A 16769-nucleotide genomic window follows, 5' to 3' on the forward strand; every position below is an offset into this window, starting at 1 on the left:
GGCGCAGGGCCGCGCGGCCGGCCGGGGAAGGGGCGACGGGACTCAGTCGACGCTGGGCAGGATGTGGGGCTCGGCGAGGTCGTCCTCGTAGCCCGCGAGGCGGATCGGGGCCGAACGGGCCCACACGTCGAGAATGCCGAGTTCCCCGGGCCGGCGGGCGGCGCGCTCCGGGTGTTCCTTGGGGCGCTCGTCGCTCTTCGTCTTCTCCGGTGTCACCGCGCACTCCTTATGTGTCGGTCACCCTCGGGACGTTCTGCGTCGGCCCTGTGCCTGGCGTCCGACGTCCGCTCGGGTCTGCATGCGAAAAACCTTTCGGACGCGGTGGCGCCGGGATCATTCGAGGGAGAGCAGGCCGTTGTGAACCGGCTGGTCCCATGACGGACCGTGGGTGCGGATGGAACCCTGAACTGCTGTCCGTCCGGAACAGACTAACCAAATGAGCGGCCCCCCGCTCGATGGGGCTCAAAAACGACGGTAAAAAGTCCCACATCGAGCGGTACCCAATGCTCCCTGATATACCGCTATTTCCGCATCGGGGACGCGTTCCCTGGTCACCCGTTCGGAGGACACGGGGGTGGACGCCCGCGGCAAGGGCGCGTGGCCGTGGCGCAGTTCAGGTCCCGTTGGCCGGGGCGCAAGCTCGCCATGGTCTGCTGCCGCACGGCAACGGCTGTCTCCCGGGAGGACCGGCGCATGGAGCTGCGCACCGTCGAGGAGCTGATGGACCTGTTGTACGCGTGCCGGGGCAGGCGGGACGTCCGGGGCCCCGACGGCACCCCGGTGGACGCGTACGACCACGCCCTGCGCACCGCCGCGCTGCTGCGCCGGGGCCGGCCCGCGGACAAGGAGCTTCAAGTGGCGGGCCTGGTGGGGCCCGTCGGCCGGCTGCTGTGGCCGGGCGAACCCGCGGTGCGGGCCGACCGCGCGGCGGACGCGGTACGGACGCTGCTCGGCGAGCGGGTGGCCGGTCTGGTCAGGGCGCGCCCCCGCCCCGGCGCGCAGGCCGACGACGACCTCCTCAGCCTGCGCGCGGCGGACGAGGAGGCCCGCACCGTCTGCTTCGACGCCGGTGTCCTGGAGGACTGGCGGACCGTGCTGGAGCTGCTGGCGGCACGCAACTCCCGGCTCGGCATGGTCGACTGACGCTTCCGGGGGCCGTCACCACCTGCCGGGCGCGTAGTCCTTGAGGAAGACGCCGTACAGGTCCTCGCCGGCCTCACCGCGCACGATCGGGTCGTAGACGCGGGCCGCTCCGTCGACCAGGTCGAGCGGGGCGTGGAAGCCTTCGTCGGCGAGGCGCAGCTTGTCGAAGTGCGGACGCTCGTCGGTGATCCAGCCGGTGTCGACCGAGGTCATCAGGATGCGGTCGGAGTCGAACATCTCCTGTGCGCTGGTCCGCGTCACCATGTTCATGGCCGCCTTGGCCGCGTTGGTGTTGGGGTGTCCGGCGCCCTTGTAGCCGCGGTCGAACACACCTTCCATGGCGGAGACGTTGACGACGTAGGCGCGCCCGGTGGACGCCCGGCGCGCGGCCTCGGCCATCGCCGGACGCAGCTTGCTGATCAGGATGAACGGCGCCGTGTAGTTGCACAGCTGGGTCTCCAGCAGCTCCACCGGGGAGATCTGGTCGATGCTCTGCACCCAGGTGTTGGAGTCGACCACGTCGGGGACCAGGCCGCCCGCGTCGATGGCGGTGCCCTCGCGGTGCCGGACCACACTGGCGTTGCCCGCGACCAGGGCGAGGCCGGCCACCTCCTGCGCGTCGAGTCCGCTGACCCCGACGGGCAGCGCGGCGAGTCCGTCGACCGCGCCGGAGTTGAAGGCGCCGATGACGTGGTGGGCGGGCAGCTCACCGGCCGGCAGCGGGGCGCTCTCGCCCTCGACGAGGGCGGCGTAGGCGGACGGCAGCCGGCGCACGGTCTGGGTGGCGTTGTTGATCAGGACGTCGAGCGGGCCCTGCTCCGCGACCTGGTCGGCCAGCGCGACGGCCTGGGCCGGGTCGCGCAGGTCGATGCCGACGACCTCCAGGCGGTGCATCCAGTCCGCGGAGTCGTCCATGGCCTTGAAGCGGCGGATGGCGTCCTTGGGGAAGCGCGTGGTGATCGTGGTGTGGGCGCCGTCGCGCAGCAGCCGCAGCGCGATGTACATGCCGATCTTGGCGCGTCCGCCGGTGAGCAGGGCCCGCTTGCCGGTGAGGTCGGCGCGGGCGTCCCGCCGGGCGCGGTTCTCGGCGGCGCACTTCTGGCAGAGCTGGTGGTAGAAGTAGTCGACCTCGACGTAGCGGGTCTTGCAGGTGTAGCAGGAGCGCGGGCGCTGGAGTATCCCCGCGATCCTGCCGGGCTCGACGCGGGAGGACGGCAGGATGCCTTCCGTCTCGTCGTCGATGCGCTCGGCGGAGCCGGTGGCGGTGGCCTCGGTGACCGCCTTGTCGTGGGCGGTCTTCGCGGCCCGGCGCTCCTGGCGGCGGCGCTGCTTCACCGTGCGGTAGATGTGCGAGGTGGCCCGGCGGACCAGGATCGCGTCCGGGTGGTCGACGTCGAGCTTGTCGAGTTCCTCCAGCACGCCGAGGCAGACGGCCAGCCGCTCGGGGTCGATGCCGGGCCCGTCTGCCACCGCGTCCGTGGCCTGGGGGCCGTCCTCTGTCACCGTCATCGCCGCTGCCGTTTCCCGCTCTGCTGTCGCGGCGCTCCGTTCGCGCACGCTGTCGAACGGGGGATTTTACGGAGCGCCGGGCCGCAGCACCAAACCGGATACGTCAGTGGTCGCAGGCGGAGATCAGCGTCGTCACCTCCTCGGTCACCGCGCGGGCCAGCCGGCCCAGGTCCGGGACGGCAGCGCCGTCGGCGACCAGGCCGTAGTGGACGCTTCCCCGGTAGGTGGAGACCGCGACCGCGAGGGAGTGGCCCGGGGCCAGTGGCGCGAGCGGGAAGACGGCGCCGAGCGGGTCGCCGCCGAGCCTCAGGCCGAAGCCGGGCAGCGGCACGCTGGTGACCAGGACGTCGAACCAGAGCCGGGCCGCCTGGCCGAGCAGCGGTCCGCCGAGCCGGTGGCCGAGCGGCGGCACGTGCTCGGCGAGCAGGGCGACGGCGCCCGCGCCCCGGTGCGGGCCGGCGTCCTTGTTGCGGTCCATGGCGGTGCGCACCTGCGTGAGCCGGCCGAGCGGATCGCGCTCGCCGACGGGGAGCCGTATCAAGTACCCGGAGAGCCGGTTGCCCTGTGGGTGGGCGGTGCGCGGCCGGCGCCGGGAGACGGGGATGAGGGCGCGGGGGGCGAGGCCCTCGCTGCCGTCGCCGCGCTCGTCGAGCCAGCGGCGCAGGGCGCCGGCGACGACCGCGATCAGCACGTCGTTGACGGTGCCGCCCGCGCTCTTGCGGATCCGGTGCACGTCGTCGAGGTCGACGACGACGCCCGCGGTGCGGCGGGTGCCGCTGGGCGCGCAGGTCAGCGCGGGCGAGGAGCGCATGTCGAGGGTGGACCGGGCGACGGCGGCGCCGATGTCCAGGGCCCGGCCCGCGTCGGCGAGGGCGCCGCGGACCAGTCCGGGCACCTCGCGCACGTCCGGGAGGAGTCCGCGCCGGGGCTCGGCGGGACGGGACCGGGGCGTGGGCAGGTCCATCGGGTCCATCAGGGCGGCGGCGAGGGTGAGGGCGCGCAGCCCGTCGGCGAGGGCGTGGTGGAACTTGAACAGGACGGCGAAGGAGACGCCGTCCTCCCCCGGCAGTACATGGGCCTCCCAGGGCGGCCGGGCGCGCCGCAGCGGGAGGCCCATGAGCCGGCCGGCCGCGGCGTGGAAGTCGGCGGCCGGGGGGTGCAGCCGGACGTGGTCGAGGGGGTCGAAGCCGGGGTCGGGCTCCCGGGTGGCGCCGCCGAAGGCCAGGGACCGGCGCACGGCGGAGGCGAGCGGCAGCCGCAGCGTGGGCGGTTCCCAGGTGTCCCGGATGCGCATGCGCAGTCCGGGCACGGCGGCAGCCCGGGCCGCCAGCAGGTCCGCCGCGTGGGCGGCGGCGGAGGGCGAGCGGGCGGAGAAGACGCCGAGTGCCGCGAGGTGCATCGGATGACCGGCGGACTCGATGTTCCAGAACGCCAGGTCGAGAGGGGCGAGCGGGTCTGCGGTCATGGCGGGGCCTCGCGTGGACGACGGGAACGGATCAGCAGTCAATCGCTCCCGGCCGATTACGGTCAAGTACGATCTGGCTACACATAGTTAACATCATGTGACGTCTCCGCCCCTTCCGCCGGTGCGGTGAACGGGGCGGGATCACGGTGACGGAGGGGGCCGTGCGGCGCACCCGGCGGCCGACGGGGTGACGGACGCCACCCGGACGGGCGCGGCCCGCTGGAGGAACGGTTCACCACGCGGGCCCCGCGGCCGGGCGGCCCGCCGGCCGGGGGCCGCCCGGCCGCGGGGCCCCGTCGCTACGGCACGAGCTGTCCCTTGCCGAGCGCGATCACCCCGCCCTTGGAGACCGTGTACAGCTCCGCGTCCCGCTCCGGATTGACGCCGATCGTCGCGCCCGGCGGCACCTCGACGTTCTTGTCGAGCACGGCGCCGCGCACCACCGCACCCCGCCCGATGTGCACGTTGTCGTGCAGCACCGAGCCCTGCACCACGGCCCCCGGGTCGACCACCACGCCCGGTGACAGCACGGACCGGGTGACCTGGCCCCGGATCAGGCAGCCGGCGCTGATGATCGACTCGCTCGCCATGCCGCCCGCGTTGAAGCGGGCCGGCGAGAGCTGGCCGGAGTGCGTGTAGACGGGCCACTGCCGGTTGTACAGGTTGAAGGCGGGGCGCTCGGCGATGAGGTCCATGTGCGCGTCGTAGTACGCGTCCAGCGTGCCGACGTCCCGCCAGTAGCCCTGGTCGCGGCTGGTCTCGCCGGGCACGTGGTTGGCGCTGAAGTCGTACAGCGCGGCCTCGCCGCGCTCGGTCAGCCGGGGCAGGATCGACCCGCCCATGTCGTGCACCGAGTCCTCGTCCTCGGCGTCCCGGTGCAGGGCCTCGATGAGCGCCTTGGTGGTGAAGAGGTAGTTGCCCATGGAGGCGAACACGCACTCGGGGTCGTCGGCGAGTCCGGGAGGGTCGGCGGGCTTCTCCAGGAAGCGGTCCACGGCAAGTCCGTCCGAGCCTGGCGTGATCACGCCGAAGGAGGAGGACTCCGAGCGCGGCACCCTGATCCCCGCCACCGTGACCCCGGCGCCGCTCTCGATGTGCTGGGCGAGCATCTGGCGCGGGTCCATGCGGTACACGTGGTCGGCCCCGAACACCGCCACGTACTCGGGCCGTTCGTCGTAGACCAGGTTGAGCGACTGCAGGATCGCGTCGGCGCTGCCCAGGTACCAGCGCGGGCCGAGGCGCTGCTGCGCCGGGACGGGGGTGACGTAGTTGCCGAGCAGGCTGGACATCCGCCAGGTGGTGGTGATGTGCCGGTCCAGCGAGTGCGACTTGTACTGCGTGAGCACGCAGACCCGCAGGATGTCGCCGTTGACCAGGTTGGACAGCACGAAGTCGACCAGGCGGTACGTCCCGCCGAAGGTGACCGCCGGTTTGGCGCGGTCCGCGGTGAGGGGCATCAGGCGCTTGCCCTCGCCGCCCGCCAGCACGATTCCCAGGACCGAAGGACCTCCACGACGCATGGCCGCTCCCCTCACGCCGACTTTCCCAAGGCTGCCCCGGACACACGGGACTAAGCCTGTTTGAGGATCTCCTCGTAGAGCCCCGCCGTGCGCCGGGCCACCGCGTCCCAGCCGAACTCCGTGACCGCCCGCTCCCGCCCCGCCCCGCCCATCCGCCGTGCCGTGGCGGGGTCCCCGAGGACCGCGTCGAGCGCCCGCGTCAGACCCGCCTCGAAGTCGTCGTCCGGCTCGACGAGCAGCCCCGTCACGCCGTCCGCCACCACTTCGGGGATCCCGCCGACCCGGGAGGCGACGACCGCCGTGCCGCACGCCATGGCCTCCAGGTTGACGATGCCGAGCGGCTCGTACACCGAGGGGCAGACGAACACGGCGGCGTGCGTCAGCAGCTGGATCACCTCGGGCCGCGGCAGCATCCGCGGGATCCAGTGCACGCCCCCGCGGGCCCGGCTCAGCTCCTCGTACAGCTCACGGAACTCCCGGTCGATCTCTGGTGTGTCCGGGGCGCCCGCGCACAGCACGACCTGCGCGGCCGGGTCGATGTCCCGCACCGCCCGCAGCAGATGGGGCACGCCCTTCTGCCGGGTGATCCGGCCGACGAACAGCACGTACGGGCGGGAGCGGTCCAGGCCGATCCGGTTCAGGGCGTCGGTGCCGGGGTCGGGGCGGTACAGGCCGGTGTCGATGCCGTTGTGCACGACGTGCACCCTGCCGGGGTCCAGCGCCGGGTAGCAGCCGAGGATGTCCTCGCGCATCGCGCCGGACACCGCGATCACCGCGTCGGCGGCCTCGACGGCGGTGCGCTCGGCCCAGCCCGACAGGGCGTAGCCGCCGCCGAGCTGCTCGGCCTTCCAGGGGCGCAGCGGCTCCAGCGAGTGCGCGGTCACCACGTGCGGGATGCCGTACAGCAGCTTGGCGAGGTGGCCGCCGAGGTTGGCGTACCAGGTGTGGGAGTGCACGAGTTCGCGGCCCTGGAGGGCGGCGGCCATGGCGAGGTCCACGGAGAAGGTGCGCAGCGCGTCGTTGGAGCCGTCGAGCGCGGGCCAGGGCCGGTGGCGCAGCACCCCGTCCGCGCGGCCCTCGCCCCAGCAGTGGACCTCCAGGTCCACCAGGGGCCGCAGCTCACGGGCGAGGAACTCCACATGGACTCCCGCGCCGCCGTACACGTCCGGGGGGTACTCCCGGGTCAGCAGTCCCACACGCACCCGTGAACCCCCTGTCTGAGCGGACGTTTCCTTCATGGTCACCCAGATGGGGCGTGCGGGGAAGAGCGGGGCGGACGCGCGAAGCAGCAGTCGCCGCAGACTCCGCCGCCGGGCACCCGGTAGTACAGGCAGCAGCTGCGGCGCCGGAAGGCCGTGCCGGTGAGGGTTCCGGCGCCGGCCAGCAGGGGTTCGCCGAGGAGTCCGGACGCCAGGCGGCGGGCGCGGACGGCGACGTCCGTACGGCCGTGGCGCCGCCCCCAGCGGTCGAGTTCCCGGGTGGCGCCCACGAGCGCGGAGGCGGCGTTGCCGCGCAGCAGGCCTGGTGCGAGGCGGTGGCGGGAGCGCAGGGCCGCGGCGAGGGGTTCCAGGTGGCCGCGCAGCACCACTTCCGCGAGCGTCGCGGTGTCCGCGGGCAGCGGCCGTACGCCGGTCAGCCACAGGTCGTCGGGGGCGCCGCCCTCGGGGTCCCAGCGCAGCAGGCGGGGGGCCAGGTCGGGGACGGCGCCGTAGAGGGCGGCGGAACCGAGGGCCACGGACCACAGACGGGCGGCGAGGCCCTGCTGGGCGACCGACGCGGCGACCCGCGCCTCCCGGGTGCCCAGCGCGCCGGCGACCCGGCGGACCCGCGCGGTCAGGGCGTCGCCGTGAACGTCCGGGCGTCCGGGGCCGTATGCCTCCTCGAGCGAGGGGAGCGGGCCGGGCGGGGCGGCCGTGCGCAGCACGAAGAATCCACCGAGCCGGCGGAGGGCGGTGAGTGACGGGTCGAGGTCCACGACGAGCAGTAGTACCAAGGCCCTTAGGGGTGGCAACCAGGGGCCCTCCGTCCCCCGGCACCCACCCTGGGTATGACGGGGCCGTCGCCGTACTCCATCGGCAGTAGGACTCATTGAGTGCTCAGGGACGACGACGGGAACACCGGGACACGGCATCGTGTTGGTTATGAAAGCCGACCGTTCGCCGCGCCGGGCCCACCGCCCCGGCCTCACGCAGAGGAGCAGCCGATGAGCGCCCTCGCGTTGTCCGTGCTGCTGTCGTTCGTGTCCGCCGTCGCGTACGCGGGCGGAGCGATCGTGCAGGAGCAGGTCGCGGTGTCCTCCCCCGGCGCGCAGCAGTACGCACCGCTGCGCCGGCCGGGCTGGTGGGCGGCGGTCGCGCTCAACGGTCTCGGCGGACTGCTGCACGTGGTGGCGCTCGCCTACGGCCCGCTCAGCCTCGTCCAGCCGCTCGGCGCGCTGACCATCGTGTTCGCGCTGCCCATGGCCGCGCTGTTCGTGGGCCGCAGGGCCGGGGCGACGGCGTGGCGGGGCGCCATCATGGCGACGGTGGGTCTCGCGGGTCTGCTCTCCCTGGTCGGCGCGTCCGACGCGCAGTCGCTGGACACCGCGCAGCGGGTGGCTGCCGCGCTGGGGACGGCCGCGGCCGTCGTGGCGCTGATGCTGGCGGCCCGGGCCGTGCACCGGCATCCCGCGGTGCGCAGCATCCTGCTGGCCACCGCGTCCGGTGTCGCCTTCGGCATGTCCTCGGTCTTCACCAAGACCGTCGCGGTCGACTGGACCGGCGGGGTGTCGGCGGCCGACCTGCCGTCCCTGGCCGTGATCGGCGTGCTGGCCACGGCCGGCATGATGCTCTCCCAGGCCTCCTACCGGGGTGCCGGGCTGGCGGCCCCGCTGGCCACGCTGACGGTGGTCAACCCGGTGGTGGCGGCCGCGGTCGGCATCACGATGTTCGGGGAGACCTTCCGCTACGGCACGACGGGCACGGCGCTCGCGCTGAGCTGCGCAGTGGTGGCGGCCGGCGGACTGATCCTGCTCACCACGGAGCGGCTGGCACGCGAACAGCAGGAGGCCCGGACCACGGAGGCCGGCACGGCTGCTCCAGGGACCGCGTCCCCGGTGGCGGAGTCCGCGGCGGCGGACGCCGGGGCACCCGCCGCCGACCCCGCGGCACGGCTGCTGGCCGAACTCACCCTGCCGCGGGACGTGCGGATGCCGGTCCCCCTGCCGTCACCGGGAGCCGCGCCGGACGACGAGGCCTCCGTCCCGGTGCCGCTGGTGTCGTACGCGCCGTACTACGGCGGCCCGTACGTACCGGTGGCGGTGGTGGACCGGCACAGGGTGCGGGTCAAATCCTGACGCCGCCCGCCCTCAGGTAGGCGACCGGGTCGACGTCCGATCCGAAACCGGGCCCCGTCCGCACCTCGAAGTGCAGATGCGGGCCCGAGCTGTTCCCGGTCGAGCCGGAGCGGCCGAGGCGCTGGCCGGCTCCGACGGACTGCCCGCTCTTCACCGAGATCGCCGACAGATGGGCGTACTGGCTGTAGCGGCCGTCGGCGTGCCGGACCACCACCTGGTAGCCGAACGAGCCCTCCCAGCCCGCGCTGACGACGGTTCCGCCGCCGACCGACCGCACGGAGGTGCCGGTGGGTACGGGGAAGTCGACGCCCGTGTGGTAGCCCTTGGACCAGGAGGATCCGGCCTTGTGGTACGGCGTGCCGAGGGCCGCGCTGACGGGGGCGACCAGGCCGCCGCCACCGGTCTTGGCGGCGCGGTCGGCACGGTCGTCGGTGCGCGGGGAGGCCTTCTTCTCCGTCTTGCCTTCGGTCTTCTCGGTCTTCCGCCCGGTGTTCTTCTCGGCCTTGTTCTCGGTCTTCTTCTCGGCCTTCCCGCCGGCCTTCTCGTCGGTCTTTCCGGCCCCCTTGGCCGGTTCGGCCGGCGCCTTCGCCGTCCCGCCGGGCAGGAAGAGCCGCTGGCCCGGCATGATCAGGTCGGGGTCCCCGCCGATGGTGGAGCGGTTGGCCTCGTACAGCACGTGCCAGCCGCCGCCGACCCGCTCGTCCGACGCGATGCCGGAGAGGGTGTCGCCGCGGACGACGGTGTACATCTCGGCCCGGCCCGCCCGGGACTGGGGTGTGGTCTGCGGCTTGACGTCCTCCACGGAGGACCGGCCGCTCCTGCCGCCGTCGCTCTTCGCGGCGTTCCCGTCGGACCTCCCGGCGGCCGGCCGGATGTCGGGGGTGTCGCCGCCCCGGCTGAGTCCGGCCCGTACCGAGCACGACGGCCAGGCGCCGGGGCCCTGCCCGTCGAGGACCTTCTCGGCGACGGCGATCTGCTGGTCCTTGGTGGCCAGATCCGCGCGCGGCGCGTACCGGGTGCCGCCGTACGCCTCCCAGGTGGACTGGGTGAACTGGAGACCGCCGTAGTAGCCGTTGCCGGTGTTGATGCTCCAGTCGTTGGTCGACTCGCACGCGGCGACCTTGTCCCAGGTCTCCACGTCGGCCGCCTGGGCCGCGCCGCTGCCCAGGAGCGGGAGCGCCATTCCGGCCCCGCCGGCGGTGACGGTCAGTGAGGCCCGGTTGATCCTGTTCGGCTGATACCGGCGGTGCCGGCCGCGCACGGCCATGGAATCCCCCTCGACAATGCGTCAGGAGGGGCAAAAGTAAGCGTTGCGAACTGGCCGTGACAAGACGCCTATCGGCCGCACGGATGCGCCAAGTGGCCGGGATTCTTCGCCCGTTGCGCCCCCGTTGGCACCCCCGGGAGCGCGTGCGCGGGCGGGGGCGCCCGTCCGCGGGGGCACGCGGGTGCGTGCGCCCGCTGAGTGGCGGAGGGGCCTTGGGCCGTATGTGCCTGAGCGGGGTGTCGTGCAACCCGCGCGTGCACACGCGAGTGCGGCACGTCAGGATGGTCGACGGCAGGACTGCCGGGCACCGACCGGCAGGACCGACCCCGCAGTACCGATACCAAGGTCACTAGGAGCCACCCCAATGAGCAGTTCAGCGCAGATCGGCGTCACGGGGCTCGCGGTCATGGGCCGCAACCTCGCGCGCAACTTCGCCCGCAACGGCTACACGGTCGCGGTGCACAACCGCACGGCGGCGCGGACGCACGCGCTGGTGGAGGAGTTCGGGCACGAGGGCAGCTTCGTGGCGGCCGAGACGGCCAAGGAGTTCGTGGCGGCGCTGGAGCGGCCGCGGCGGCTGGTCGTCATGGTGAAGGCCGGCGAGCCGACCGACGCCGTGATCGAGGAGTTCGCCCCGCTGCTGGAGCCCGGCGACATGATCATCGACGGTGGCAACGCCCACTTCGCCGACACCCGCCGCCGGGAGAAGGCGCTGCGCGAGCAGGGCATCCACTTCGTCGGCATGGGCGTCTCCGGCGGCGAGGAGGGCGCGCTGCACGGGCCGAGCATCATGCCCGGCGGCCCGAAGGAGTCGTACGACTCGCTGGGCCCGATGCTGGAGAAGATTTCCGCCAAGGCGAAGGACGGCTCCCCCTGCGTCACGCACGTCGGCCCGGACGGCGCCGGCCACTTCGTGAAGATGGTGCACAACGGCATCGAGTACGCCGACATGCAGCTGATCGGTGAGGCGTACCAGCTGCTGCGCGACGTCGCCGGGTACTCCCCCGCGCAGATCGCGGACATCTTCCGCACCTGGAACACCGGCCGGCTGGACTCCTACCTGATCGAGATCACGGCCGAGGTGCTGTCGCACGTGGACGCGGCCACCGGTGAGCCGTTCGTCGACGTGGTGGTCGACCAGGCGGAGCAGAAGGGCACCGGCCGCTGGACCGTGCAGATCGCGCTGGACCTGGGTGTGCCGGTGTCGGGCATCGCGGAGGCGGTGTTCGCGCGTTCGCTGTCCGGTCACGCGGCGCTGCGGGAGGCCTCGCGCGGGCTGGCCGGTCCGAAGGCCGCGCCGCTGGGCGAGTCGGAGGCCGCGGCGTTCGCGGACCGGGTGGAGCAGGCGCTGTACGCGTCGAAGATCGTGTCGTACACGCAGGGCTTCCACGAGATCGCGGCCGGCAGCGAGGAGTACTCCTGGGACGTCGACCTGGGCGCGGTCTCCGCGATCTGGCGGGGCGGCTGCATCATCCGCGCGGCGTTCCTGGACCGCATCCGCGCCGCCTACGACGCGCGCCCCGGCCTGCCGAGCCTGCTGTCGGACGAGACGTTCGCGCGGGAGATCGCCGACGCCCAGGACGACTGGCGCGAGGTGCTGATCGCGGCGACCCGCCAGGGCGTGCCGACCCCCGGTTTCGCCGCGGCCCTCGCCTACTACGACGCCCTGCGCGCCGAGCGCCTGCCGGCCGCGCTCACCCAGGGCCAGCGCGACTACTTCGGCGCGCACACCTACCGGCGCACCGACCGCGACGGCTCGTTCCACACGCTGTGGGGCGGGGACCGGTCGGAGGTGGAGGCGTAGGACGCCGTGTGAGAGGCGGTGGACGGCCTCCGCGGTCGTCCACCGCCTGCTCGCCGTCGCGTGCGGATCAGCTCAGCGGCGGGCCGGGTTCCGGGTTCGGCACCGGCTCGGGGCCCGGCGGGATCGGCGAAGGCGACGGCTCGGGCGGGCCCGGATGCGGCGGGGGCGGTTGTGGTCCCGGCCCCGGTTCCGGGCCGGGGCCCGGCGGCGGAGGGGTGGGGCCCGGCCCCGGTGGGGGCTCGGGCTGCGGTACCGGGTCGGGGTGCGAGGGCTCCGGTCCCGGGGCCGGTCCCGGCGTGGGGCCCGGCGGGACGGGGTCCGGGTACGGGTTCGTCATGGCGCGTGTCCTCCGGCCTGTCGGTCGACGTCGGCTCTGGACTTCTCCCCCGCCTACCCGGGGGCCGTCTCTCCAGTCACCCGCCCGCGTGACGGCGCGGGGCCGGTTGGCGCCGCCGGCTCCTTCAGAGCAGCCGGGCGGCCGCCGCGAGTCCCGGACGGGGGCTGGACAGCACGGGTACGGAAGTCGTCACGAGTGTCTCCGCGGGGGCCATGGAGGCCTGGGCCAGCACGATCGCGTCGGCGCCGGTGACCGCGTCGGCGGCGTGCGCGACCCGGCGGACGTATCCCGCCGCGTCGCCCGCCTCGAAACGCTCCCAGGCGCCCGGCACCAGCACGGTCCGCACCTCGGCGGACCGCCCGGCGCGGAGCGCCTCCTCCTCGATCAACGCGGCCGTGGGCCGCAGCGTGCTCTCCAGGGCGGCGAGGACGACGACACGCTCCCCGGCGGCCACGGCGGCGGCCGCCATGGGCCGGTCGACCCGCAGCACCGGAACTCCCGCCGCGGAGGCGGCCGCCTCCGCGGCGTCGCCGATGGTCGAGCAGGTGCACAGCACGGCCCGGGCGCCGCTGTCGGCGGCCTCCCGCACCTTCGCCCGTACGTCCTGTTCGACCGCCGCGGGCCCGTCGGCGCGGGCCCGCGCCAGCAGGTCCTCGGCGACGAGGTGCCGCAGTTCCACGCCGGGGTGGGACCGGTCGCGCAGCGCGTCGAAGACGGGCACATGCACGGGCGAGGTGTGCAGCAGCGCGAGCACGCCCGCCTCAGAACCGCTCGGGGTGCGCCGCCAGCCACGCCTTCGCCGCCCGCATCAGCTCCGGGCCGGCCACCGGGGCCTGGTCGGGGTGGCGCTCGGCCCACTTGGCGACGTACGGGCAGAGCGGGGCCACGGCCCTGTCCTCGCGGGCGGCGAGGGTGTACAGCTCGCGGGCGAGGGAGCCCGCGATGCCCTTGCCCTCGTGGGCGGGCTCCACGATCGTGTGCACCGGCACCAGCGCGTGCTCGGGGGCGTCCAGCACGAAGTACTCGACCCGCCCGACGACCTCACCCTCCGCCACGGCCTCGAGGCGGCCCGCCGCCCGGTCGTCACGGATCTCGATGTCACCCATGGTCACGCTCCTGCCTCGGTTGCCTCGCTCCACGCCGGTCAGGCCGCGGTGACGGCCCCCGGGCTGCGCTCCTGGTCGGACCCCGGCACCGGCTCGGACGGGTCGGCTCCCAGGGCGACGACGCGGTTGGCGCCGTCCACGTGCACGACACGGGGTTCCAGAGTCCGCGCCTCGGCGTCGGTCACCTGAGCGTAACTGATGATGATCACCAGATCACCGGGCTGGACCAGATGGGCGGCGGCCCCGTTGATCCCGATCACCCCGGACCCGCGCTCCCCCTCGATGACGTACGTCTCCAGCCGCGCCCCGTTGGTGATGTCGACGATGTGCACGAGTTCCCCCGGCAGCAGATCGGCGGCATCGAGCAGCTCGGCGTCGATCGTCACGGATCCCACGTAGTGCAGGTCGGCCTGGGTGACGGTGGCGCGGTGGATCTTGGACTTGAACATCGTGCGCAGCACTTTGGACTCCTGGAAGACGGCTCCCTGCCCGCTTTGTGCAGGTCAAGGGCGTCGTTCACTGTACATGGCTATGCCTTCGACTCGAAGACCCTCCACCACATCGTGCGCCGTGGCGAGCGAGCTTCTCACCTGCGCGATATGCGCGAAACAAGCTGCCGCGAAGCCGTCGCGAAGATCGGCCGGTGGGCGACAACGCCACCGCTGCCGCCGCGGTGCCCTCGCGAAGGCGGTCCGAGCCGCACTATTCGCCCGTGGGGTGAGCAGCCCCGTAGCCCGGCCAGGGGCCGAGGATTCCTGAGGCCGGGGCTGATTGCTGCCGGTTGTCGGACGTCGCCGATCGTCCTCGTGGTGAGCGGGGTGATCGGCGACGTCTTCGGCTCAGGCGGAGATGTTGGATTCCGTTGGCTGGGTTGTGCTGGTGGCGGTGGGTGCGGGGGCGGGGGTGCGGCGGCGCAGGGTGAGGGCGATGGCGACGCCGAGGAGGGTGAGGGCGGCTGCGGTGAATCCTGCGGTGCGCAGGCCGGGGACGAGGTCCGGGCCCGTGGTGGTGTGGACGCCCGCGTTGGCGATGGCGACCAGGATCGCCAGCCCCACGGCGGAGCCGATCTGCTGGGTGGTGGAGGCCATGGCGGAGGCGATGCCCTGGTGGTGGGCATCGACGCCGCTGGTGGCCGCAACGAACATCGCGGTCCAGGCGATGCCCTGGCCCAGGCTGAGCAGGACCACGCCAGGCAGCAGGATCGGGTAGCCCCCGGTGGGGGACATGGCGGTGGCGAGGACGGCCATGCCGGCGCCGCCGACGAGGAGGCCGGTGATGATCGTGGTGCGGGGGCCGACCTTGCCGAGCAGCTTCTCGCTCAGCTTGGTGCCGATCATGCCGACCAGCGCGGCGGGGATGAAGGCCAGACCGGTGGCCAGGGCACCGTAGCCCCGGACGTTCTGGAGGTAGACGGTGAAGAAGTAGTACTGGGCGCCGAAGGTGCCCATGAAGACGAAGGTGATGCCCATCGCGGCGACCAGGCTGCGGTTGCGGAACAGGCGCAGTGGCATCAACGGGTGGGCGGTGCGGGCCTCGACGAGCAGGAACAGTCCGATGAACAGTGCCCCGCCGAAGAGGGCGACGAGAGTCTCGGTGGAGCCCCAGCCGGCCTCGGGGCCCTGTACGACGCCGAAGACGAGGGCGGTGAAGCCGATGGTGGCGGTCAGCGCGCCGGTCAGGTCAAAGCTGTGGCCGCGTTCGCGGGGAGCGTCGGCGGGGATGATGGCGAAGGCGGCCGCTGCGGCGCCCAGGGCGAGGGGGACGTTGACGTAGAAGACGGCTTCCCAGCCGAGGTAGTTGGTGAGGATGCCGCCCAGCAGGGAGCCGAGGGCAAGACCGACGGCACCGGCGCCGCCCCAGATAGCGAGGGCCCGGTTGCGTTGGGCGCCCTCGGTGAAGGTGGTGGCGATCAGGGACAGCGTGGCGGGCAGCAGGAGTGCACCGCCCAGGCCCTGGACGGCGCGGGCGGCCACCAGTAGTCCCGGGTCGCCGGCGAGTCCGCCGGCCAGTGAGGCCAGGCCGTACAGGGAGAGGGCGGTGGTGAACATGCGGCGGTGGCCAAGGAGGTCGGCAGCCCGGCCGCCCAGCAGCAGAAAGCCTCCGAAGGCAACGGCGTAGCCGCTGACGACCCACTGGAGGTTCTGGGCGTCGAAGCCGACCTCACGGCCGATCTCCGGAAGGGCGACGTAGACGATGTTGTAGTCGATGGCGCTGATGAACTGTGCGAACGCCAGCAGGGCCAGCAACAGCCCGGTACCGCGCCGCGGGGAGGGGGACGACATGAGGAGACTCGGCCTCTCTAGTATGCGGTTGACCGCTTACATGATGGGTGAAAGAAAGGGGCCGCTCGGGAGCGGCCCATGGACGCGGTCCGTCAGGCGTGCAGCGTGCGCACCCAGGGAGCGTCGACGGAGGCGGCATCGATCGCCACCATGACGTTGCTCAGCAGGCCGTCGGCGAAGTAGCGGCGGATCTGCTCGTCCGAGGCGCCGGAGACGGCGCGGACGTACTCGACCTGCTTGGCGTAGCAGGTGCGCACCGCCTCACCGATGACCGGCTCGCTCGCGCTGCACTCCGCGTGCTTGAGGATCATCAGCACGTCCCGATCGGCGATGATCTCGCCGTATGAGGCCGTCAGCGCTCGGAGGACTTCGGCCGCATCGGTGCTCTGCACCGATGCGGCAGCCGCCGCGGCGCCCTCGCGAAGGCGGTCCGAGCAGTAGTCGACCAGGGCGGCGAACAGCGTCTGCTTGTCCTTGAAGAGGCGGTACAGGTAGCCCTGCGAGATGCCGGCGGCCTTGGCCACGTCCATCGTCGAGGTCCCGTAGTACCCGCGCTCGGCGAATGTCCTGATCGCCGTGCGCATGACCGTGGCCCGGCGCTCCTCGGCGGTTGACCGCTGACGCATCCTGGTTTCCATATAAGTAATTAACCACTCGCATCTGGGCGATGTCAACCTCTGATCCCGTCGACCGCCGCTCGCGAGCAGGACGGCGAGGGCAGGACGGAGAGCCCTCTTCACACTGCTTGCCGAGAGCATCCCGAAACCGAATCGTGTACGGGTGCGGACCTGAGACGATGGCGATCAGTCACAGCGGGGCGGCGCGATCGGTTGCGCACCGGCTGGGGAGGACGGCGCTCGGCGACGGTGTGGCTGAGGGCGGCTATGCCGTCGGAAGACGGGCCGAGGATACGGAGTGCTGCTGTTCATGCGGTTTCGGAAGAGCGCTGTCATCGCGGTTGTCTGCGCCTTGGTAGCTGGTGTCTCGGGGGACCGTGCCGGC

The 16769-nt window shown here is 73.0% G+C and carries 15 protein-coding genes; 3 read left to right on the forward strand and 12 right to left on the reverse strand.

Annotated features, from left to right (window positions below):
* Nucleotides 1-42: 42 nt before the first annotated feature.
* Nucleotides 43-216, reverse strand: coding sequence for a hypothetical protein (locus CNQ36_RS03330; RefSeq protein WP_121544864.1), 174 nt, complete (start codon nt 214-216; stop codon nt 43-45).
* 477 nt (nt 217-693) lie between these two features.
* On the opposite strand from CNQ36_RS03330, the gene CNQ36_RS03335 reads away from it, so the two are divergent.
* On the forward strand, nt 694-1143 hold the full coding sequence (locus tag CNQ36_RS03335; RefSeq protein WP_121544865.1) for a hypothetical protein: 450 nt from the start codon (nt 694-696) through the stop codon (nt 1141-1143).
* Between the two features lie 15 nt (nt 1144-1158).
* On the opposite strand, the gene CNQ36_RS03340 is transcribed toward CNQ36_RS03335, so the two are convergent.
* The 5 genes from CNQ36_RS03340 to CNQ36_RS03360 all read right to left on the reverse strand — a co-directional run bounded on the left by CNQ36_RS03340 (nt 1159) and on the right by CNQ36_RS03360 (nt 7630).
* Nucleotides 1159-2652: an SDR family NAD(P)-dependent oxidoreductase gene (locus tag CNQ36_RS03340; RefSeq protein ID WP_004935339.1), complete on the reverse strand. Its 1494-nt coding sequence runs from the start codon at nt 2650-2652 to the stop codon at nt 1159-1161.
* Nucleotides 2653-2755: 103 nt separating this feature from the next.
* Nucleotides 2756-4117, reverse strand: a complete 1362-nt coding sequence (locus tag CNQ36_RS03345) for a wax ester/triacylglycerol synthase family O-acyltransferase (protein WP_121544866.1) — start codon at nt 4115-4117, stop codon at nt 2756-2758.
* A 299-nt stretch (nt 4118-4416) separates the two neighbouring features.
* Nucleotides 4417-5637, reverse strand: coding sequence for a glucose-1-phosphate adenylyltransferase (glgC, locus tag CNQ36_RS03350; protein ID WP_121544867.1), 1221 nt, complete (start codon nt 5635-5637; stop codon nt 4417-4419).
* A gap of 50 nt (nt 5638-5687) precedes the next feature.
* Nucleotides 5688-6839 (reverse strand): glycogen synthase, encoded by a 1152-nt coding sequence (glgA, locus tag CNQ36_RS03355; protein WP_121544868.1) that lies wholly within the window; start codon nt 6837-6839, stop codon nt 5688-5690.
* A 38-nt stretch (nt 6840-6877) separates the two neighbouring features.
* Entirely contained in the window at nt 6878-7630 is a 753-nt protein-coding gene (locus CNQ36_RS03360) for a (2Fe-2S)-binding protein (RefSeq protein WP_410177115.1), read from the reverse strand.
* Nucleotides 7631-7840: 210 nt separating this feature from the next.
* Between CNQ36_RS03360 and CNQ36_RS03365 the strand changes: the two genes are divergently transcribed.
* Nucleotides 7841-8971 (forward strand): DMT family transporter, encoded by a 1131-nt coding sequence (locus CNQ36_RS03365; protein WP_206278410.1) that lies wholly within the window; start codon nt 7841-7843, stop codon nt 8969-8971.
* Here the strand turns inward: CNQ36_RS03365 and CNQ36_RS03370 are convergent.
* Nucleotides 8961-10238: a transglycosylase family protein gene (locus CNQ36_RS03370; protein WP_121544870.1), complete on the reverse strand. Its 1278-nt coding sequence runs from the start codon at nt 10236-10238 to the stop codon at nt 8961-8963. The two genes, CNQ36_RS03365 and CNQ36_RS03370, sit on opposite strands and share 11 nt — an antisense overlap.
* Before the next feature lie 364 nt (nt 10239-10602).
* Between CNQ36_RS03370 and gndA the strand changes: the two genes are divergently transcribed.
* Nucleotides 10603-12042 carry an NADP-dependent phosphogluconate dehydrogenase gene (gene gndA / locus CNQ36_RS03375; RefSeq protein WP_121544871.1) on the forward strand — a complete coding sequence of 480 codons (1440 nt, stop codon included), beginning with the start codon at nt 10603-10605 and terminating at the stop codon, nt 12040-12042.
* Nucleotides 12043-12503: 461 nt separating this feature from the next.
* Here the strand turns inward: gndA and CNQ36_RS03385 are convergent, their stop codons facing one another.
* The 5 genes from CNQ36_RS03385 to CNQ36_RS03405 form a co-directional block, all read right to left on the reverse strand.
* Entirely contained in the window at nt 12504-13133 is a 630-nt protein-coding gene (locus CNQ36_RS03385) for an aspartate/glutamate racemase family protein (RefSeq protein WP_121544873.1), read from the reverse strand.
* Between the two features lie 7 nt (nt 13134-13140).
* A complete protein-coding gene (locus CNQ36_RS03390; RefSeq protein WP_121544874.1) occupies nt 13141-13485 on the reverse strand; it encodes a GNAT family N-acetyltransferase in 345 nt (114 codons plus the stop codon).
* Nucleotides 13486-13523: 38 nt separating this feature from the next.
* The gene (gene panD / locus CNQ36_RS03395; RefSeq protein ID WP_121544875.1) at nt 13524-13946 is read right to left on the reverse strand and encodes an aspartate 1-decarboxylase; all 423 of its coding nucleotides are present in this window, start codon (nt 13944-13946) and stop codon (nt 13524-13526) included.
* A gap of 378 nt (nt 13947-14324) precedes the next feature.
* Nucleotides 14325-15767, reverse strand: coding sequence for an MFS transporter (locus CNQ36_RS03400; protein WP_121544876.1), 1443 nt, complete (start codon nt 15765-15767; stop codon nt 14325-14327).
* A 92-nt stretch (nt 15768-15859) separates the two neighbouring features.
* On the reverse strand, nt 15860-16393 hold the full coding sequence (locus CNQ36_RS03405) for a TetR/AcrR family transcriptional regulator (RefSeq protein ID WP_228312905.1): 534 nt from the start codon (nt 16391-16393) through the stop codon (nt 15860-15862).
* Nucleotides 16394-16769 lie beyond the last annotated feature (376 nt).

This window comes from Streptomyces fungicidicus (genome assembly GCF_003665435.1).
Lineage (GTDB): Bacteria > Actinomycetota > Actinomycetes > Streptomycetales > Streptomycetaceae > Streptomyces > Streptomyces fungicidicus.

Bases quoted from the DNA above. Each gene is read 5' to 3' on its own strand.
- CNQ36_RS03365 (WP_206278410.1), top strand. From the start codon at position 7,841: ATGAGCGCCCTCGCGTTGTCCGTGCTGCTGTCGTTCGTGTCCGCCGTC.
- CNQ36_RS03405 (WP_228312905.1), bottom strand. From the start codon at position 16,393: ATGCGTCAGCGGTCAACCGCCGAGGAGCGCCGGGCCACGGTCATGCGC.
- gndA (WP_121544871.1), top strand. From the start codon at position 10,603: ATGAGCAGTTCAGCGCAGATCGGCGTCACGGGGCTCGCGGTCATGGGC.
- CNQ36_RS03400 (WP_121544876.1), bottom strand. From the start codon at position 15,767: ATGTCGTCCCCCTCCCCGCGGCGCGGTACCGGGCTGTTGCTGGCCCTG.
- CNQ36_RS03370 (WP_121544870.1), bottom strand. From the start codon at position 10,238: ATGGCCGTGCGCGGCCGGCACCGCCGGTATCAGCCGAACAGGATCAAC.
- CNQ36_RS03335 (WP_121544865.1), top strand. From the start codon at position 694: ATGGAGCTGCGCACCGTCGAGGAGCTGATGGACCTGTTGTACGCGTGC.
- CNQ36_RS03340 (WP_004935339.1), bottom strand. From the start codon at position 2,652: ATGACGGTGACAGAGGACGGCCCCCAGGCCACGGACGCGGTGGCAGAC.
- glgC (WP_121544867.1), bottom strand. From the start codon at position 5,637: ATGCGTCGTGGAGGTCCTTCGGTCCTGGGAATCGTGCTGGCGGGCGGC.
- CNQ36_RS03390 (WP_121544874.1), bottom strand. From the start codon at position 13,485: ATGGGTGACATCGAGATCCGTGACGACCGGGCGGCGGGCCGCCTCGAG.
- CNQ36_RS03345 (WP_121544866.1), bottom strand. From the start codon at position 4,117: ATGACCGCAGACCCGCTCGCCCCTCTCGACCTGGCGTTCTGGAACATC.